The sequence below is a fragment of the Allostigmatella hybrida genome, from assembly GCF_020103775.1.
GTDB classification, from domain to species: domain Bacteria; phylum Myxococcota; class Myxococcia; order Myxococcales; family Myxococcaceae; genus Hyalangium; species Hyalangium aurantiaca.
This window is the reverse complement of record NZ_JAHXBH010000006.1, coordinates 157593-174524: the sequence shown is the minus strand read 5'-3', so window position 1 is coordinate 174524 and position 16932 is coordinate 157593. Positions and strand designations below refer to the sequence as shown.

The 16932-nt window shown below is 69.9% G+C and carries 16 protein-coding genes and 1 tRNA gene; 9 read left to right on the top strand and 8 right to left on the bottom strand.

Going from position 1 to position 16932, the window contains the following annotated elements; genetic code table 11:
* The first annotated feature begins 256 nt into the window (after positions 1–256).
* Both KY661_RS13295 and KY661_RS13290 read left to right on the top strand, forming a co-directional pair.
* A complete protein-coding gene (locus KY661_RS13295; protein WP_075007149.1) occupies positions 257–814 on the top strand; it encodes a hypothetical protein in 558 nt (185 codons plus the stop codon).
* Positions 811–1440, top strand: a complete 630-nt coding sequence (locus tag KY661_RS13290; protein WP_225410548.1) for a tRNA-uridine aminocarboxypropyltransferase — start codon at positions 811–813, stop codon at positions 1438–1440. The genes KY661_RS13295 and KY661_RS13290 overlap by 4 nt, the downstream gene beginning before the upstream one ends.
* Here the strand turns inward: KY661_RS13290 and KY661_RS13285 are convergent.
* On the bottom strand, positions 1405–2814 hold the full coding sequence (locus KY661_RS13285) for a protein-disulfide reductase DsbD family protein (RefSeq protein ID WP_225410547.1): 1410 nt from the start codon (positions 2812–2814) through the stop codon (positions 1405–1407). The genes KY661_RS13290 and KY661_RS13285 overlap by 36 nt on opposite strands.
* A gap of 303 nt (positions 2815–3117) precedes the next feature.
* Here KY661_RS13285 and KY661_RS13280 point away from each other — a divergent pair, with 303 nt between their 5' ends.
* The 7 genes from KY661_RS13280 (at position 3118) to KY661_RS13250 (ending at position 8523) form a co-directional block, all read left to right on the top strand.
* Complete coding sequence (locus tag KY661_RS13280) at positions 3118–4479, top strand: IscS subfamily cysteine desulfurase (RefSeq protein ID WP_225410716.1); 1362 nt, start codon at positions 3118–3120, stop codon at positions 4477–4479.
* A gap of 102 nt (positions 4480–4581) precedes the next feature.
* Positions 4582–4986, top strand: coding sequence for a Fe-S cluster assembly scaffold IscU (gene iscU / locus KY661_RS13275; protein ID WP_075007152.1), 405 nt, complete (start codon positions 4582–4584; stop codon positions 4984–4986).
* 15 nt (positions 4987–5001) lie between these two features.
* Positions 5002–5406: a HesB/IscA family protein gene (locus KY661_RS13270; protein ID WP_225410546.1), complete on the top strand. Its 405-nt coding sequence runs from the start codon at positions 5002–5004 to the stop codon at positions 5404–5406.
* Positions 5407–5610: 204 nt separating this feature from the next.
* The gene (gene hscB / locus KY661_RS13265) at positions 5611–6141 is read left to right on the top strand and encodes a Fe-S protein assembly co-chaperone HscB (protein ID WP_225410715.1); all 531 of its coding nucleotides are present in this window, start codon (positions 5611–5613) and stop codon (positions 6139–6141) included.
* A complete protein-coding gene (gene hscA, locus KY661_RS13260) occupies positions 6138–7985 on the top strand; it encodes a Fe-S protein assembly chaperone HscA (RefSeq protein WP_225410545.1) in 1848 nt (615 codons plus the stop codon). Before hscB ends, hscA begins: the two co-directional genes overlap by 4 nt.
* A 1-nt stretch (position 7986) precedes the next feature.
* Complete coding sequence (locus tag KY661_RS13255; protein WP_075007155.1) at positions 7987–8364, top strand: 2Fe-2S iron-sulfur cluster-binding protein; 378 nt, start codon at positions 7987–7989, stop codon at positions 8362–8364.
* A 75-nt stretch (positions 8365–8439) separates the two neighbouring features.
* A tRNA-Leu gene (locus tag KY661_RS13250) sits at positions 8440–8523 on the top strand.
* Positions 8524–8573: 50 nt separating this feature from the next.
* On the opposite strand, the gene KY661_RS13245 is transcribed toward KY661_RS13250, so the two are convergent.
* The 7 genes from KY661_RS13245 to fni form a co-directional block, all read right to left on the bottom strand.
* Positions 8574–9611, bottom strand: coding sequence for a lysylphosphatidylglycerol synthase transmembrane domain-containing protein (locus tag KY661_RS13245; protein ID WP_225410714.1), 1038 nt, complete (start codon positions 9609–9611; stop codon positions 8574–8576).
* 52 nt (positions 9612–9663) lie between these two features.
* On the bottom strand, positions 9664–11193 hold the full coding sequence (locus KY661_RS13240; RefSeq protein ID WP_225410713.1) for an alkaline phosphatase family protein: 1530 nt from the start codon (positions 11191–11193) through the stop codon (positions 9664–9666).
* A gap of 137 nt (positions 11194–11330) precedes the next feature.
* Entirely contained in the window at positions 11331–12410 is a 1080-nt protein-coding gene (locus tag KY661_RS13235; protein WP_225410544.1) for a mevalonate kinase family protein, read from the bottom strand.
* Entirely contained in the window at positions 12410–13396 is a 987-nt protein-coding gene (mvaD, locus tag KY661_RS13230) for a diphosphomevalonate decarboxylase (RefSeq protein ID WP_225410543.1), read from the bottom strand. The genes KY661_RS13235 and mvaD overlap by 1 nt, the downstream gene beginning before the upstream one ends.
* Before the next feature lie 8 nt (positions 13397–13404).
* Positions 13405–14337: a mevalonate kinase gene (mvk, locus tag KY661_RS13225; protein ID WP_225410542.1), complete on the bottom strand. Its 933-nt coding sequence runs from the start codon at positions 14335–14337 to the stop codon at positions 13405–13407.
* 23 nt (positions 14338–14360) lie between these two features.
* Positions 14361–15689, bottom strand: coding sequence for a hydroxymethylglutaryl-CoA reductase, degradative (locus KY661_RS13220; protein ID WP_083423223.1), 1329 nt, complete (start codon positions 15687–15689; stop codon positions 14361–14363).
* 35 nt (positions 15690–15724) lie between these two features.
* Positions 15725–16783, bottom strand: coding sequence for a type 2 isopentenyl-diphosphate Delta-isomerase (fni, locus tag KY661_RS13215; RefSeq protein WP_225410541.1), 1059 nt, complete (start codon positions 16781–16783; stop codon positions 15725–15727).
* Positions 16784–16932: the final 149 nt, after the last annotated feature.

Sequence of the window (16932 nt, the reverse complement as noted above, 5' to 3'; positions counted from 1 at the left end):
CCAGACATGGCTTTATCAGACAGGATTTCCTGTATTCATGACTTGCATGTATGGGAATGACTGAATGTCAGGGATTGAGCCCCCTGTCTTGAGAGGCTGGCGCCCCCGGCGGGCCTGGATACCCTGAACCACCCATGACTACATGAGCAGGCTGGCACTTGCGGGCACTTCCTGAATCCCGTGCCTCGCCGATTGCACGTGTCCACAGGGGGACATTCTTGATAAGACGGCTTCCCAGCCCTCTCCGCCGCGCCGTATGCCCTCCCCTTCCGACAGCCGCGACTACCGCGTCCTCTTCTTCTGCCCCGCATCCCTCGCGCAAGCCGAGCGCATCGAGGTTCCCGTGGGCCGGCTGCTGTCCCGCATCCAGGCGCCCCCCGCGGAGCTGGCCCCGCTGGAGGAGGCAGGCACGCTGAGCGAGGCGGGCTGGAAGGTCTACATGGTGCGCTCGCTGTCCGAGCGCTCCGCGGCCCATGCCCTGGCCGCCTACGTGAGCGAGGCCACCTGCACGCTCGCGGCGGAGCTGGAGGCGGAGGTGCTCGGGCTCTACGTGGACGTCTCGGGAGACTCGGCGCGCGTGTGCCGGTGTGAGCCGGACCAGGGCCCGGAGACCTTCGCGGGCCGCCGCCACGTGGCGCTGGGCCGCACCGCGGAGTGGCTGGAGGTCGCCCCCGCCACCCTCGCCGCGCTCTTCCAGCTCGAGGCGCCCGATGACTACGAGCCGGATGCCGAGGACCGCTTCGTCGAGGAGAAGCTCCAGGAGGCCCGGACGTTGATGGAGCAGTACCGGCGCCACGCCAAAGTCAGCACATGAGGTCCCGCACCCCGGAGGATCTCTCCGGACGCTGTCCCCGGTGCTACCTGCCCACCCGGCTGTGCCTGTGCGCGGACATTCCCCGCATCGACACGCGCACCGAGTTCCTCGTCATCCGCCACAACAAGGAGAAGGAGAAGTCCACCAACACCGCGCGCATGGCGGCGCTCGCGCTGGCGCGCTGCCAGGTGCTCACCTACGGGGCGCCAGGCGTGCCGTTCGATGCGTCGGTGCTGGAGGCGCCTGGAACGTGGGTGTTGTTTCCGGATGCGCCCCCGCCCGCCCCGGAGGCCCCGCTGCCCCAGCGGCTGGTGGTGCTGGATGGCAACTGGGGACAGGCGCGCCGCATGATGCAGCGCGTGCCCGCCCTGCGGCGGCTGCCCGGGCTGTCCCTGCCCCCGCCCCCCGCCCATACCCGGCGCCTGCGGCGGCCCCCTCACCCCGAGGGCATGTCCACGCTGGAGGCCATGGCGGGCGCGCTGGCCCTCCTGGAGGGCCCGGCGCAGGCCGAGCGGCTCTACGCGCTGCACGAGCGGATGATCGACCGGGTGCTGGAGAGCCGCGGGCGGCTCGGGCCGGGGGCCCCGGGCTCAGCGGACCTTCTTGAGCTCGGAGACGAACGGTGAGGGCGGCAGGAAGCCGGTGACGCGAGGGGCCGCCAGGGGCTCGCCAGTGGAGGCGATGAACGCCACGGTGGGCAGCCCCTCCACGCCAAAGCGCTCCATCAACGCATCCAGCGCATCCTCGCTGTTCGTCGCGTCGATCTTGATGTTGAGGAAGCGCGAGGACTCCTCGATGACTTCGAACGAGGGATAGGTCTCCCGGTCCAGCTCCTTGCAGGCCGCGCACCAGTCCGCGAAGAAGTCGATCATCACCGGGCGGCCCTCGGCGCGGGCGCGGCTGAGCGCCTCCTCGAACGCGTCGGGAGAGAAGGTCGCCGCCTTGGCCGGCATCACGTGGTGCCACTGGAAGGTGGGCGCCTGGGGGGGCTCGGCCCAGCCCAGCTGGACCCACAAGGCTCCGGTGGGCGCCGCATCCAGCGCGCTCACGCGGCTCACGAGGGCCAGCACCACCAACGTCACGCCCACGCCCTTGAGGGCGAACTGGCGGGCGTCCGACTTGAAGGAGCGGTGGATGGCGCCCACGAGCACGCCCACCCCCGCGAGCACCGCGGCGATGAAGGCCCCCGGCATGCGCCCCAGCTCCTGGGCCATGCCCTTCACCGCCGAGCCCACCGCGGGAAACGCGTCCTTCACGTAGTTGAAGGCCAGCGCCACCAGGACGATGCCCAGCACGCTCTTCACCCACTCCATCCACACGCCGCCGCGCGGCAGCCGCACGGTGAACACGCCAATGAGGAAGAAGGGCACGCCAATGCCCAGCGCGTAGATGAAGAGCAGCCCCGCCCCCAGGGTGGTGTTGGCCGTCTTCGCCACGAACGCGAGCAGGCCCGTGAGCACCGGCCCCGTGCAAGGCGCCGCCAGAAAGCCGGAGACGCTTCCCATGAGGAAGGCGCCCGCCACGCCCGCTCCCCCCACCGTGCTGAGACGCGTCTGGACGCTGGAGGGCAGCTCCAGCTCGAAGGCCCCGAACATGGAGGTGGCCAGCGCCAGCAGGAACACCGCCAGCCCCAGCACCACCCCCGGATGGCCCAGCAAGGACCCGAAGGCCTGCCCCGTCTTGGCCGCCAGCACCCCCAGCCCGCTGAACACCACCCCCATGCCGAGGATGTACGAGGATGTCAGCAGCAGGGCCTTGCCTCGCCCCTCGGCCTGCCGGGCGCCGAAGATGGACACGGTGATGGGAATGAGCGGGTAGACGCACGGGGTGAGCGCCGTGAGGAGCCCCCCGGCGAAGACGATGGCCGCGCCCATGGCCAGGCTGCCCGTCTCCAGGAACTGGGAGGCGTCCAGCCCCGCGTTGGGGCCCGTGGGCAGCAGCCACGGGACGAAGAGCACGGCGAGGCCGCACACCGCGGCGAGAATCCCGACCTTCTTCAACGGACAACCTCCTGAGCCACGCGGCCTTCCTTATATACGCCTGCCCCCGGGTGGGTGACCCTCCCCTGCGCTTTCCTTGGTATTTCAAGTACTTGCGCGGCGGGGAGGAACCCGAAGGTGCGATACCAAGGGAGCAGGCCGTGGGAGGCGTCGCGAACCTTATGTTCGCTTGACCAGCAGGGACCCAATTTTATAATTGACCATCTTGGTCCACATTGGTGAACCCGCCCGATGTCCCGCCTTGGTTTCCGGGGTGTTGGACATCCGATGCTCCGGGTGGGCACCGGAAGGTTTTTCGAGATGCTGAAGCTGCCCATCTACATGGACAACCACGCCACCACGCCGATGGATCCACGCGTGCTGGAGGCGATGCTGCCGTACCTGCGCGAGGACTTCGGCAACGCCGCCTCGCGCAACCACGCCTTCGGCTGGAAGGCGGAGGCGGCGGTGGAGCAGGCCCGCAAGCAGGTGGCGGCCCTGATCGGCGCGTCCGAGAAGGAGATCGTCTTCACCTCCGGGGCCACCGAGTCCGACAACCTGGCCATCAAGGGCGTCATCGAGTTCTACAAGGCCAAGGGTGACCACATCATCACCCTGAAGACCGAGCACAAGGCCGTGCTGGACAGCTGCAAGCGCCTGGAGCGCATCCGCCAGGAGCGCCTGGACGAGCTGAAGCTGCTGCGGCTCGCGCAGCTCGCCGACGTGGAGGTCACCCCCGACAACCTGGCGGAGATGGCCATCAAGCACCGGCTCGACGAGGACCCGGTCTACCAGAAGTGGGCCTCGCTCCCCACCGGCGGCGCGCGCGTCACCTACCTGGATGTCGAGGCGGACGGCCGGGTGAGCCTGGAGAAGCTGGCGGCGGCCTTCACGGACAAGACGGTGCTCGTCTCGGTGATGTTCGCCAACAACGAGATCGGCGTGGTGCAGCCCATCGCGGAGATCGGCAAGCTGTGCCGGGAGCGCGGCGTGCTGTTCCACTGCGACGCGGTCCAGGGCATCGGCAAGGTGCCCTTCCACGTCGAAGAGATGAACGTGGACCTCGTGTCCATCACCGCCCACAAGATGTACGGCCCCAAGGGCGTGGGCGCGCTCTACGTGCGCCGCAAGCCGCGCGTGCGCATCGCCCCCCTGGTGGACGGCGGCGGGCACGAGCGCGGCATGCGCTCCGGCACGCTGAACGTGGCGGCCATCGTGGGCTTCGGCAAGGCGGCGGAGCTGGCCCGGGAGGAGCTGCCCGAGGAGTCGGCGCGCCTGCTGCGCCTGCGCGAGCGGCTGCGCACCGGCATCATGAGCCAGCTAGACATGCTCAAGGTCAACGGCTCGCTGGAGCACCGGCTGCCGGGCAGCCTCAACCTGTCCTTCTCCTACGTCGAGGGCGAGGCCTTGATGATGTCCATCAAGGACGTGGCCGTGTCTTCCGGCTCCGCGTGCACCTCGGCGTCGCTCGAGCCCTCGTACGTCCTGCGGGCGTGCGGCGTGGAGGAGGACCTGGCGCACAGTTCCATCCGCTTCGGCATCGGAAGGTTCAACACCGAGGAGGAAGTGGACTACGTCATCCGGCTGGTAGTGGACAAGGTCAGCAAGTTGCGAGACATGAGCCCCCTGTACGAGATGGCCAAGGAAGGCATCGACCTGAAGAGCATCGAGTGGACGGCACACTAGCGCCCTCCAGGACGGCCCCGGCATCGGGAGGCGGACAGGCGCCTGCCCGGGGGGCTGTTGCCGGAACACCCGGCCGGTTAAAAACGTTTTGAAGGAGCACCCATGGCCTACAGCGACAAAGTCATCGAGCACTACGAGAACCCCCGCAACGTCGGCACGCTGGACAAGGCGGATCCGAACGTGGGCACCGGCCTGGTGGGAGCCCCCGCGTGCGGCGACGTGATGCGCCTGCAGCTGCGCATCACCGACGAGGGCGTCATCGAGGACGCCAAGTTCAAGACCTTCGGCTGCGGCTCGGCCATCGCCTCCAGCTCGCTCGTCACCGAGTGGGTGAAGGGCAAGACGGTGGACCAGGCGATGACCATCTCCAACAAGGACGTGGCGCGCGAGCTGTCGCTGCCCCCGGTGAAGATCCACTGCTCGGTGCTGGCCGAGGACGCCATCAAGGCCGCCATCGAGGACTTCAAGAAGAAGCGCCAGGAGCGCGCCCCCCAGAAGAGCGCGTAGGACGAGGACTTCGGCATGAGCGAGCAGGCAACGTCCCAGATTCAGCCGTCCCAGGCGGTGCCCGCCTCCGTGCCCACCGGCAAGCCGGCCGGCAAGGGCATCCTCCTGAGTGACAGTGCCGTGCAACGGCTCCAGCTCCTGCTGGCCGAGCGGCAGACGCCCGATGCGGGCCTTCGCCTCGCCGTGAAGGGCGGCGGCTGCTCCGGGCTCCAGTACGCCATGGAGTGGGCCGAGAAGCCCCGCGAGCGCGACAAGGTGTTCGAGCGCGACGGGGTGCGCGTCTTCGTGGACCCCAAGAGCTACCTGTACCTGATGGGCACGGAGCTGGTGTACGAGGAGACCCTGATGGCCTCGGGCTTCAAGCTCCAGAACCCGAACGTGAAGGCCGCGTGCGGCTGCGGCGAGAGCTTCACCATCTGAGCCAGACGGTCTCTTCCCCTTCTGGAAGAGGCCTCAACGGGAAGCCCGTGGGGCCCGGCGCGTCGTCCGGGCCCTTTTCATTTTTGTCCGCGAGGAGTGGAAACCGTGAAGTGCTGGAATTGCGATAAGGACACGGCCGGGCGCCCCTTCTGCCCCGCCTGCGGAAAGCTCGCCGCCCGGCCCCCCGGCGCCACGCTCTTCGACATGTTCGAGCTGACGCCCACCTATGACGTGGACGTGCCCAAGCTGGAGCGGCAGTTCCGGGACCTGTCGCTCCAGTTGCACCCGGACCGCTTCGCCCAGGCCAGCCCCAAGGAGCGGCGCCTGTCGCTGGAGCAGACCACGGCCCTCAACGAGGCCTACAAGACGCTCAAGGACCCGGCCCGCCGGGCCTTCTACCTGCTCAAGCTGCACGGCGTGGACATGGAGCGGGACGACGTGAGCGCCCAGAAGCGCATGCCCCAGGCATTCCTGGAGGAAGTGCTGGAGCTGCGCGAGGAGCTGGAGCTGGCCGTGAAGGCGCGCGACTTGACGCGCGCCCAGGCCATGGCGGTGGACGTGACGGCCCGCCAGCGCGAGGCCCAGGCCGAGGCGGCCGAGGCCCTGCGCGCCCTGACGAACACCCCCGCCGATGCGGAGCAGGTGAAAAAGGCATCGCATGCGCTGGGACGGGTGCGGTACTTCACGCGCTTTCTCGAAGAAGTCGAGGCGTTCGAGGAGGAGGTGTCGGCGTGAGCAAGAACGGCTACCTGCAGATCCATGATCCTCTCAAGCCCAAGGGGCATGCGGTGGGCATTGATTTGGGCACCACCAACTCGCTGGTGGCCAGCGTCGTCCAGGGCAAGCCCCGGTGCCTGCCCGCGGACGAGGGCGAGGCGATGCTCCTGCCCTCCGTGGTGCACTACGCGAAGGATGGCGGCGTGGTGGTGGGCGCCCGCGCGCGGCAGCTCGCCCCCGAGCACCCCACCGACACCCTCATCTCCGTGAAGCGCTTCATGGGCCGCAGCCCCGAGGACCCGGAGACGCGCAAGCTGGGGCACTACAAGTTCTTCGAGGGCCCGGGCCGGGTGGTCCGCTTCGATGTGGCCGGGGGCCAGCCCGTCACCCCCATCGAGGTTTCCGGGGAGATTCTCCGCGCGCTCAAGAGGCGCGCCGAGTCCCACTTCGCCGGCAAGGTGGAGCAGGCCGTCATCACCGTGCCCGCCTACTTCGACGAGGCCCAGCGCCAGGCCACCAAAGACGCCGGCAGGCTCGCGGGGCTGGAGGTGCTCCGGCTGCTCAACGAGCCCACCGCGGCGGCGCTCGCCTACGGCCTGGACAAGGGCAGCCAGGGCACCTTCGTGGTGTACGATTTGGGCGGCGGCACCTTCGACGTTTCCGTGCTCAAGCTGGTGGAGGGCATCTTCGAGGTGAAGTCCACCGGCGGGGACTCGGCGCTCGGCGGGGATGACTTCGACCGGGCCATTGCCCAGCACGTGTTCCAGTCCCAGGGGCAGACGGCCCCCTCCCCCGCCCAGGTGGCGGAGATGCTCGCCGCGGCCCGGAAGACCAAGGAGGCCCTCACGGACGTCCCCGAGGCGGAGCTCACCGTGAGCGGCCACCGGCAGCTCGTGCGGCGCGAGGCGTTCGAGGCGTGGATCCAGCCGCTCGTCCAGAAGACGGGCATGGTCTGCCGGCGGGCCCTCAAGGACGCGGGGATTACCGCGGCGGAGCTGGATGGCGTGATTCTGGTGGGCGGGGCCACGCGCGTGCCCGCCGTGCGCCGGTATGTGGCGGAGCTGTTCGGCCGCGAGCCGCTGGGGGACATCGACCCGGATCAGGTGGTGGCCCTGGGCGCGGCGGTGCAGGCGGACCTGCTCACCAACGAGGACCGTCAGGACGAGGTGCTGCTGCTGGACGTCATCCCCCTGTCCCTGGGGCTGGAGACGATGGGCGGCATCGTCGAGAAGCTCATCCCGCGCAACTCCACCATCCCCATCGCCGCCGCCCAGGTCTTCACCACCTTCAAGGATGGGCAGACGGGCCTGGACATCCACGTGCTCCAGGGCGAGCGCGAGGCGGTGGAGGACTGCCGCAGCCTCTCGCGCTTCCGCCTGTCGGGGATTCCCCCGATGGCGGCGGGCATGGGCCGGGTGGAGGTGCGCTTCCAGGTGGATGCCGACGGCATCCTCTCCGTCACCGCCCAGGAGCAGAGCACCGGCGTCACCCAGTCCATCACCGTGAAGCCCAGCCACGGGCTCACGGATGAGGAGGTGGAGCGCATGCTGCTCGACTCCATCGATCACGCCGAGGACGACATCCAGCTGCGCCAGATGCGCGAGCAGCGGGTGGAGGCCGAGCGGGTGCTCATGGATGCCACCAAGCAGCTCACCGAGCACGGCGCCCTCCTCCAGGAAGGCGAGCGGGCCACCATCGAGGCGGCCCTGGAGCGCATCCGGGTGCTGGCCCAGGGGCAGGATTCCCATGCCCTGAAGGAGGCCATCCACGCGGTGGACGAGGCGTCGCGGGCGTTCGTGGAGCGGGTCATGAACCAGGCCATCAGCAAGGTGGTGGCCGGCCATTCCGTCGAGGAGTACTGACGTGCCGAAGGTTCACTTCAAGAGCCCTCTGCAGGAGCTCACCGTGGAGGTCCGCCCCGGAACCACCCTCCTGGATGCCGCCGAGCAGGGCGGGGCCCAGGTGGGCCACAGCTGCGGCGGGGTGTGCGGGTGCTCCACCTGCCACGTGTGGATCCGCAAGGGGCTGGACACCCTCTCCGAGCAGGAGGACGCGGAGATGGACCGGCTGGACATGGGCTTCGACGTGCGGCCCTACTCCCGGCTGAGCTGCCAGACGGCCGTGGGCGTGGAGGACGTCCTGGTGGAGATCACCGAGGAGTCCCTGACAGCCTTCATGGACGAAAACCCCGCCCTCCGGCACCAGCTGGAGGCCGAAGGAAAGTGGCCGCTGAAGAAGTGAAGGGGTGAAGTCAGTTGTTCTTGACGGAGGCGCGGCGGTTCCCTATATGTCCGCACCCACAGCGGCACCCCACCTGCCCAGGTGGTGGAATTGGTAGACACACTAGATTCAGGGTCTAGCGCCTGCAAGGGCATGGAGGTTCGAGTCCTCTCCTGGGCACTGAAAAAGGGCCCCGGCTTTCAAAGCCGGGGCCCTTTTTCTTTTCCGGCTCACGGCGCCACGGGCTCCACCGCCTCGTGGGCCACGTGCTGCGTGGCCTGCCGGGCCAGGCTGCCGCCCCGCCGCAAATCCTTCAGGCGCAGCTTGCGCCGGTGGACAGAGAAAGCTCCCACGGACGCCTGGCTGAGCACGGTGCCCAGGTGGGTGAGCGTGGAGAAGGCCGCCGCGTCCGCCTCCGAGGCCCCGAGGCTCCGGGCCGCCCAGCTGGTGACGAAGTAGTAGATGCCCATGCCCGCGGGCACCCCCGGCAGCGACTGCCCCAGGGCGATGGCGCCCAGCACCACCGCCCCAGCGAACACGCCCCCGGGAATCTTCAGCCCCTGCAGGGCGAGCCCATAGGCCAGCGCGGGGGCCAGCACGGGCCCCACGGAGAACACGAGCGCCACCGCCATGCCCCGGAAGCTGCGCGCGGTGCCCAACCCGTCCGCCACGTGCTGGAGGAAGTTCTGGACGCGCGGCATCCGGTGGCGCCGGTGCAGCATCTGGGCGAGCGGCAGGGCGTAGTGGGCCAGCAGCACCACCAGTGCGACCAAACCGATACACAGAGAGACGGCCACCTTCAGGGCCTTCTCGAAGTGGACCATCGTGTCCGCGAAGGGCCCCAGGAAGGACAGGGCCACCAGCCCCATGAGCGCGGTGAACTCCAGCAGCTTGCACACCGCCACCGAGCCCAGGCACTGCAGGAAGGGCAGCCGCTGGGTGCGGGACATCAAGAAGGAGCGGATGAAGTCCCCCAGCTTCCCTGGCAGCGCGTTGTGCGTGAAGGCGCCGATGGCCACCAGGTGGTAGCGCTCCAGGAAGGGCACCGGCTTCTGGAGCGTGCGCTGCCACTGGATGGCGCGCAGGGGGATGATGGCCGCGGACAGCAGCAGGAACGGGATGAGCCACGGCAGGTGGCCCGGCAGCTCGGTGAAGAACTCCCGGAGGGGGAAGCGCGGCGTGAGCCACGGCCCCGGCTTGCCCAGGTTCCAGCGGAAAAAGGCCGTGGAGATGAGGGCGGCGGACAGCACCACCCCCACCCCCCCCATGAGGACCTTCAGGAGCGTCCGGCCCCAGGGCTTGCCCGGGCGTTCTTTCCGTTCAGTCAAGGTAAGCCTCCGCGAGCCGCTGGTGCAGGTTCACGCAATGGGTCAGCCCGGAGAGCTCCACGGGTCCTTCCGCGGGCCAGCACACCGTGCTGCAGGTCTCCGTGCGGGTCAGCCCTCCGTGAGAGCCGAACTCCCAGGCGAAGCCCACCGTGGCCCCGGGCCGCACCGCCTCGCCGAAGAGCACCAGGTCTCCCGCGGTGGGCATGAAGGGCAGCTCGCGCAGGTAGTCCGCCACGGCCCGGCGGCTGAATTCCCCCGCCAGCGGGGCGCGCTCGAGTTCCTCCGCGCGGTAAACCTGTCCCTTCACCAGCGCCACCGCCGAGTCGCCGCGCCGCAGGGCCACCAGGCCAATGTCCGGGTGACATGCGGCGCGCGCCAGGACATCCGGGTGGTGGGCCAGGAGCACCCGCGCCTCCAGCGGTTGGCGGCCCCGGGTGAGGTAGACGTGGGCGAAGTTGCCGGACTCGACCACCACCGGCTCCTCCGGGGCGGTCCGCGCCGAGAGAGAGAGCGGCTCACGTCCGTCGAGCAGCCCCCGGTGCAGCGCCTCCGGCGGTGTGGCCGGGGCCCCCCGCAGGAGCATGTTCTCCAGCCGCTGTCCCTGGCGCTGCTCGAAGGGAAGGCTCTCCACGTGGCCATGGTCGGTGAGGAAGACGACGTCATAGGGGTGCTCGACGGTCCGGGCCATCGCGTACAGCTCCGCGAGGTACCCATCCACCCGCTCCAGCTCCGCGACCGCCTGCTCCGAGCGGGGCCCCCGGCGGTGCGCCACCTCGTCGTAATTGCCGAACACGAGGTAAACACTGGGCACGCCCCGCACCATGTCCACCAGCGCCTTGGTATGAGCGAAGCTCCACCCGAGCCGCTGCAACAGCACCCGGCTGATCAGGAAGCCCCCCTCGTGGCGGAAGTCCCCAAGCGCCCTTCCCCAGCGCCAGATCTCCCGCAGCGCTCGCCAGGTGTCTCTCCCCAGGGAGCCCAGGTACCGGAACGGATTCCCCGTCCGCGCCGCCAGGAGCCCTTCCATCTCCGGGGACAACGCGCGTGCCATCCCCTTCAGGCTCGACAGGGTGCTCATGCAGATCCGGTTGCGCGCGCCTCCCCGGAACAGGGAGAAGTAGGTGTGCCCCCCTTCCACCAAAAGATTCGAGGGCTGCGTCCGCCCCAGCCGCTGTTCAATGTCGAGCGCGTCCTGGGGGGCGTTCATCCGCACCCGGCGCCCCAGCTCGCGGTCGAACCACGAGTAGGCAGGCAAGTTCGGATGCGGAATTCCGTAAAGAAGTCCCGCCTGGAAGCAGGGCGTGGAGGCAGGAGAGCCCCAGAACGCCTCCTCCAGGTGGTAGGCGCCCGAGCGCACCAGGGAGGAGAGGAAGGGCATACGTCCCGTCCGCACCGCCTCGTCCAGCAGATGCTTGGGAACCCCGTCCAGATGCACGAGCAGCAGGCGCCGCCGTCGCGTGGCGGCCACAGGCGGCACCTCCCGGCCAATGCGCCCTGCAAGGCCACGCGCCCAGGCGTGCATGTCCGAGGTGAGTAGGCTGCTCACAGTGATTGGCTCCCCGCTCCAGCGAGCGAAGGTGCGCACTCGCAGTCAGAGCAGCCATCAGGGCCCGCTGGGCTCCTCGCAGAGCAGCCAGGCAAGCCCCCGCCGGGAGCAACTCAGGCGTGCGCGTCCAGCCACGCGCGCAGCCGCGCATCCGGCTGCGCTTCGCCCCGGAGCCCGGGGTCCACATCCAGGGCCATCGTGTGGAAGCCTCGCGCTTCCAGGCCCTTCATCAGCTCGGCACGCACCTCTGGGCCCGGTGCGAAGAGGATGCACCCATCTCCGCCCCCTGCCCCGGACTGCTTGCCCGCACACCCATAGGAGCCCGCGATGGCCAGCACCCGGCGCATGCTCTCCGTCTCGGTGGGCCCCAGCTCCTGCAACAGCGCCTGCTGCGCCGTCACGGCCTCCGAGAACCCCCGGAAGTCCCCGCCGCCCAGCCCCTCTTCAATCGCGTGTCCCAGCGCGTCCGAGCGCTCCACGAACGCCTGGCGCCCTGCCTCGGCCAGCCGGGCCTCGACCTGGTTGATGAGCACGCGCGTCGAGGCGCTCTCTCCCGTGAAGGCGTACGCCATCGCCAGCTTCGGCGTGGGCAGCCGCCACAGGTCCACGGCAGGGGCCTCCAGCAGCGCCGCCCGGAAGCCTCCCGCGCTGGAGGCCGCCATCAGCGCCGCGGTGTCATAGCGCCGGTAGCGCAGCAGGCCGCCCGCGAAGCTCGCCGCCACGTCCCCGCCGCTCCCCTTCCCGCCCTGGCCCAGCGCGTGCGCCACCAGCGACAGCTTCAGCGTGTCGAAGCGCTCCTCCAGGATGAAGCGCGCCGCGTCCGCCGCCAGCACCGTCGCGCACGCACTGCCACCCATGCCCAGCTTCAGCCCACCGGGGCCCACCGCGGACGGGGCAATCGCCAGCTCGAAGCCCACGCTCTGCCGGCCATGTGCCCGCAGCGCCTCGTCCAGCGTGCGCGCCACGAAGGAGAACCCCGCGGGCACCTCGCGCTCCCACCGCACGCCCTTGGGCGTGGCACTGCCCGCGAGCAGCCCCTCTTCCAGGCACACGTGGACCCGCGCATCCGCGCGCCGGCGCACGAGCGCCGCCGTGCGGGGCGCCACCGCCGCCACCCGGGACATGCCGCCCCACAGCACGGCGTACTCCCCGGAGACGAACAGCTTCCCAGGCGCGGAGAGGGCGCGTTCCATCAGAACAGGTGCTCGCTCTTGAGCACCGCGTCCCCGCCGGGCACGCACCGCACCACGTCCACCGCCCCGCAGGCGCGCGCCAGCGCCTCGGCCGCCACCTCGTGGGCCGCGTCCGTGAGCAGCACCGGGTTCGGTCCCGCGTCCAGCGTGAACCACACCGGCGTGCCCTTCTTGCGCTGCTCGCGCAGGTGCTCGATGAGCCCCAGCGTGGCCGGGTGCATGTAGCTGAGCGGCGGATCCGCCGCGAACGCCGTGGCGTGCATGCGCCAGGCGTTGCGCTCACTCAGCGCCCCCAGCCCCTGCAGGTCCTTGCGCTGGATGAGCTCCACCGCCCGCGGCAACTCGGCCTCCGCGTCCTTCGCCCACGCGGCGTAGTACGGGCTCGTCTCCACGGTGAGCTTCATCCCATCCCGCGACTTCACCTCTTTCTCGTCGCGGTTGAGGATGGCCACCACCATGCGCAGCTCCGGCCAGTGCGACTCGGAGAAGCGCTGCACCGCGAAGCTGTCCGCCCCGTCCGCGCGCTCCCCTTTGCGCCACTCGCAGAAGCCACCCTGGATGCTGCGGCACGCCGAGCCGCTGCCCAGCCGCGCCAGCACGCTCGCCGCGCGGGGCTCGGGGGCCAGGCCCGCCGCCGCCCGGGCCGCCACCGCCAGCGCCGCGAAGCCCGCCGCGCTGCTGGCCAGGCCCGCCGCCGCCGGGAAGTCGCCGCGCGACACCATCCGCGCGGGGCCCAGCTTGCCGCCCGCCTCCGCCCGCACCGCCTCCAGCACGCGCAGGACGCGGTCCCGCTCGCTGCCCTTGGCGGTGTGGCCGTTGATCTCCACCTGGTCCGTGTCCGCTCCGAACTCCACCGTCGTGGTGACGGACATGGGCGAGAGCGTCAGGGACAGACTCGATTGATGGGGAAGGATGAGCGCGTCATCCCGCTTTCCCCAATACTTCACCAAGGCGATGTTGGGATGCGCCAGGGCAGTCGCTTTCATGGAAGCCCTCACAGCGCCCGCGGTCCCGCGAGCTGGCTGCTGAAACAACGGACCCCGTCATCCAGCAGCTTCTTCACCGCGGGCTCGGGTTCCAGGAAGAGGCCGATGACGGCCCCGCCGTCACCTCCAGCCCCCGTCAGCTTCGCGCCCAGGGCACCCAGGCCGCGCAGCCGGTACACCATGTCCTCCAACTGAGGCGAGGACAGCCCCAGCGCCGCCAGCAGCCCCTGGTTGACGTTCATCGCGTCCCCCAGCGCCTCCAGGTCGCCGTCCTCCACCGCCTTCGCCCCCTCCGCGGCCAACGTGCCGATCTGCTTGAACAGCCGCGTGTACCGCTCGGGCCACCGCGCCTGCCGCTCGCGCAGGGCGCCCACCGTGTGCTTCGTGGGGCTGCGGTCGCCCACCAGCGCCACCAGCACCTTGAGCGGACGCGGACTCTTGAGCACCTTCAGCCGCCCCGTGGACTGGCCCGGGGTGCGCTTGTAGAGCAGGAGCTTCTCCAGCGCGCTCGTGGTGTGGTCCACGCCCGAGGGCGTGCCGTGGAACTCCTGCTCCATCTCCAGCGCCAGCCGCGCCACTTCCTGCGGCGAGTCGTTCCGGCCCGCGGCCTTGAGCAGCACGCGCGTGCTGGCCACCGCCAGCGCGCCGGAGCTGCCCAGCCCCATGGACAGCGGCAGCTCGGACTCCAGCGTCACCTTCACCCCGGGCTCTCCGCACAGCGTGGCGACACGCTGGAAGGCCCGGGTGAGCAAGGCGCGCTGGGGCCGGCTGAGCGTGCCCGGCAGCGACAACTGGCACCGCTTCGCGGGCACCGCCCGCGCCGTCACGCCATACGACAGAGGGCCCGCCAACGCCGGGTACCCATACACCACACTGTGTTCGCCGAGCAAAATGACCTTGCCGGCGCCAAAGCCCTCCAACGGGGCCGCCCTTGCATTCATAGCGTGTCGAAAGAAAGGGGCCGCTAGCCCGCGGTCCCCGTCGCAGCAGCGGCCTCGTGAGGAGGCAGCGCGGCGATGATCTCCCGCGCCTTCTCTACCTTCACATGGCCCACCTTCACCAGTTCATTGGCGATCTTCTCCACCCAGTCGCCACGCGCACCCGCCGTCACGGCCACGCACCGCGCGTGCATCGCCATGTGGCCCTTCTGGATGCCCACGCTGCCCAGCGCGCGCACCGCCGCGAAGTTCTGCGCCAGGCCCACCGCCGCGAACACCATGGACATCTCGCGCACGGTGTGCGCCTGCATCAGCTTGAGCGCCACCTGCACGCCCGGGTGGACCTTGATGGGGCCGCCCACCAGCCCGAGCGCCATCGGCAGCTCGATGCGGCCCACCAGGTGGCCCTCTTCCAGGTGCCAGGTGGACAGCGGCCGGTACTGGCCGTCACGGCACGCGAAGGCATGCGCCCCCGCCTCGATGGCGCGCCAGTCCTGGCCCGTGGCGATGGCCACCGCGTCGATGCCGTTCATCACGCCCTTGTTGTGCGTGGCCGCCCGGTACGGGTCCGCCTGGGCGAACCGGCTCGCCTGGGAGATGCCCTCGGCGATGAGCTCGCCGGGCAGGTCGAAGTCCGCCAGGGCCGACGTCGGGATGCGGCACGTGGCGCGCGCCAGCCGGCGGTCCGCCAGGTTCGAGAGGATGCGCAGGTACACCTTGCCGCCGGTGATCTGCTCCAGCAGCGGCGTGACGCCCTCGGCCATGGTGTTGATGAGGTTGGCGCCCATGGCCTCCTGCGTGTCGACGAGCAGGTGGACGATGAGCAGGGGCTCGCCGCGCGGGCCCTCGGGCGCAGGCAGCACGCGCACCTCCACGTCCTTGGCCCCGCCGCCCCGGCGGATCATCGACGGGTGGAAGCTGTTGGCCAGCGCGAGCAGGTGCTCCTTGTGGGCCAGGATCTTCTGCGTGGCCTCGGTCGGATCGCCGTACCGGGTCAGCTGCACCTGGCCGATCATCATCGAGTCGTCGGCCTCGGCGGTGAAGCCGCCCGCCTCGCGGACGATCTTCGCGGCGAAGGAGACCGCGGCCACCACGGAGGGCTCCTCGACGGCCATGGGCACGAGGTACTCGCGCCCGTTGACCATCATGTTCAGCCCCAGCCCGAGCGGCAGCGAGAACGTGCCCACCGCGTTCTCGATCATCTGGTTGGCCAGGGTGGTCTGCAGGCTCCCGTGGCCGCTGAGCAGATCCATCTCCTCGGGGGACAGGCGGAACATCTGGGCAATCTGTGCGCGGCGCTCCTCCATCGACAGCTTGTGGAACCCTGCGAGCCTGGACGTCACGAAGTTAGACATACCCATTCCTTCCCGAGCCGTGGTGGCAGCACCCTCTACAGCGCCGCGAGCCAATCTTTCAATTCACCCGTCTTGATGACCGGGCGGCGCCGCAGGTCAGCGCACACTTTGCTTCCCGTCAGGAGCATGGCCTGACGCAGTCCCGCCAGGATGACCTGAAGGGCTTTCTCCGCCCCCTCCAGGCCGCCTTCCTGCTGAGCCTTGAACAGTGGCAGCGCCATGCCCGCGATATCCGCGCCCAGCGCCAGCACCTTGGCGGCTTCCAGCCCGGTGCGAATCCCGCCCGAGGCCACCAGCCGGACCTCGGGCCCCACCGCCTGCCGCACGGAGGCCGTGGCCGCCGCGGTGGGAATGCCCCAACCCGAGAACTCGGCGCCCACCTGCGCCAGGAGGCCCGTGGCGCGGAGCTGCTCCACCCGGACCCACGAGGTGCCGCCCAGGCCGGAGACGTCGATGTTGCGCACGCCCAGTTCCTTGAACCGGCGCGCCACGTCCGGACCGATGCCGCAGCCGGTCTCCTTCACCAGCAGCCGCGCCCCGAAGGCCTTCACCAGGCCCTCCACCAGCGCGTAGCCACCGCGGAAGTCGCGGTCGCCCTCGGGCTGGGTGAGCTCCTGGCCAGCATTGAGGTGCAGCGCCATGCCGTCGGCCCCGATGGCATCCATCAGCCGCCGCACCCCGTCCACGCCCAGCCGCGCCGCCTGGTAGAGGCCGATGTTGCCCAGCAGCACCACCGTGGGCGCCACGTCCCGCACCTGGAAGGAGGCCGCGCGCTCGGGCGCCTCGCTCATGGCGCGCTGGCTGCCCACGCCGAAGGCCAGCCCGTGCCGCTCCGCCAGCGTCGCCAGATCCTTGTTCACCTTCCCGGCGCGCTCCGTGCCCCCGGTCATCCCGGTGATGAGCAGCGGGCAGCGCAGGCGCTTGCCCAGGAACTCCGTGGACAGGTCCACATCCGCCGCATCCAGCTCCGGCATGGCGCAGTGCACCAGCTTGACGCACTCCAGCAAGGTGCTGTTCTGGCGGGGCTCGACTTCACCAGTGGCGCACAAGTCCAGGTGGGCATCCTTGCGCTTGGCTGTCGTCTCATCGCCCATGGAACTCGACCCCGAAGCCCTCTCGACCCGCTGCGTCGTAAAGGAATTGAGTGCTGGAAGAATTTTCTACCAAGTGTTGCTCCTCTAACGCAAGTCAAAGGTTGAAAAGTCGTAAGAACCGGCTTTGAAGGTTCAGAAGCTTCTCTTGG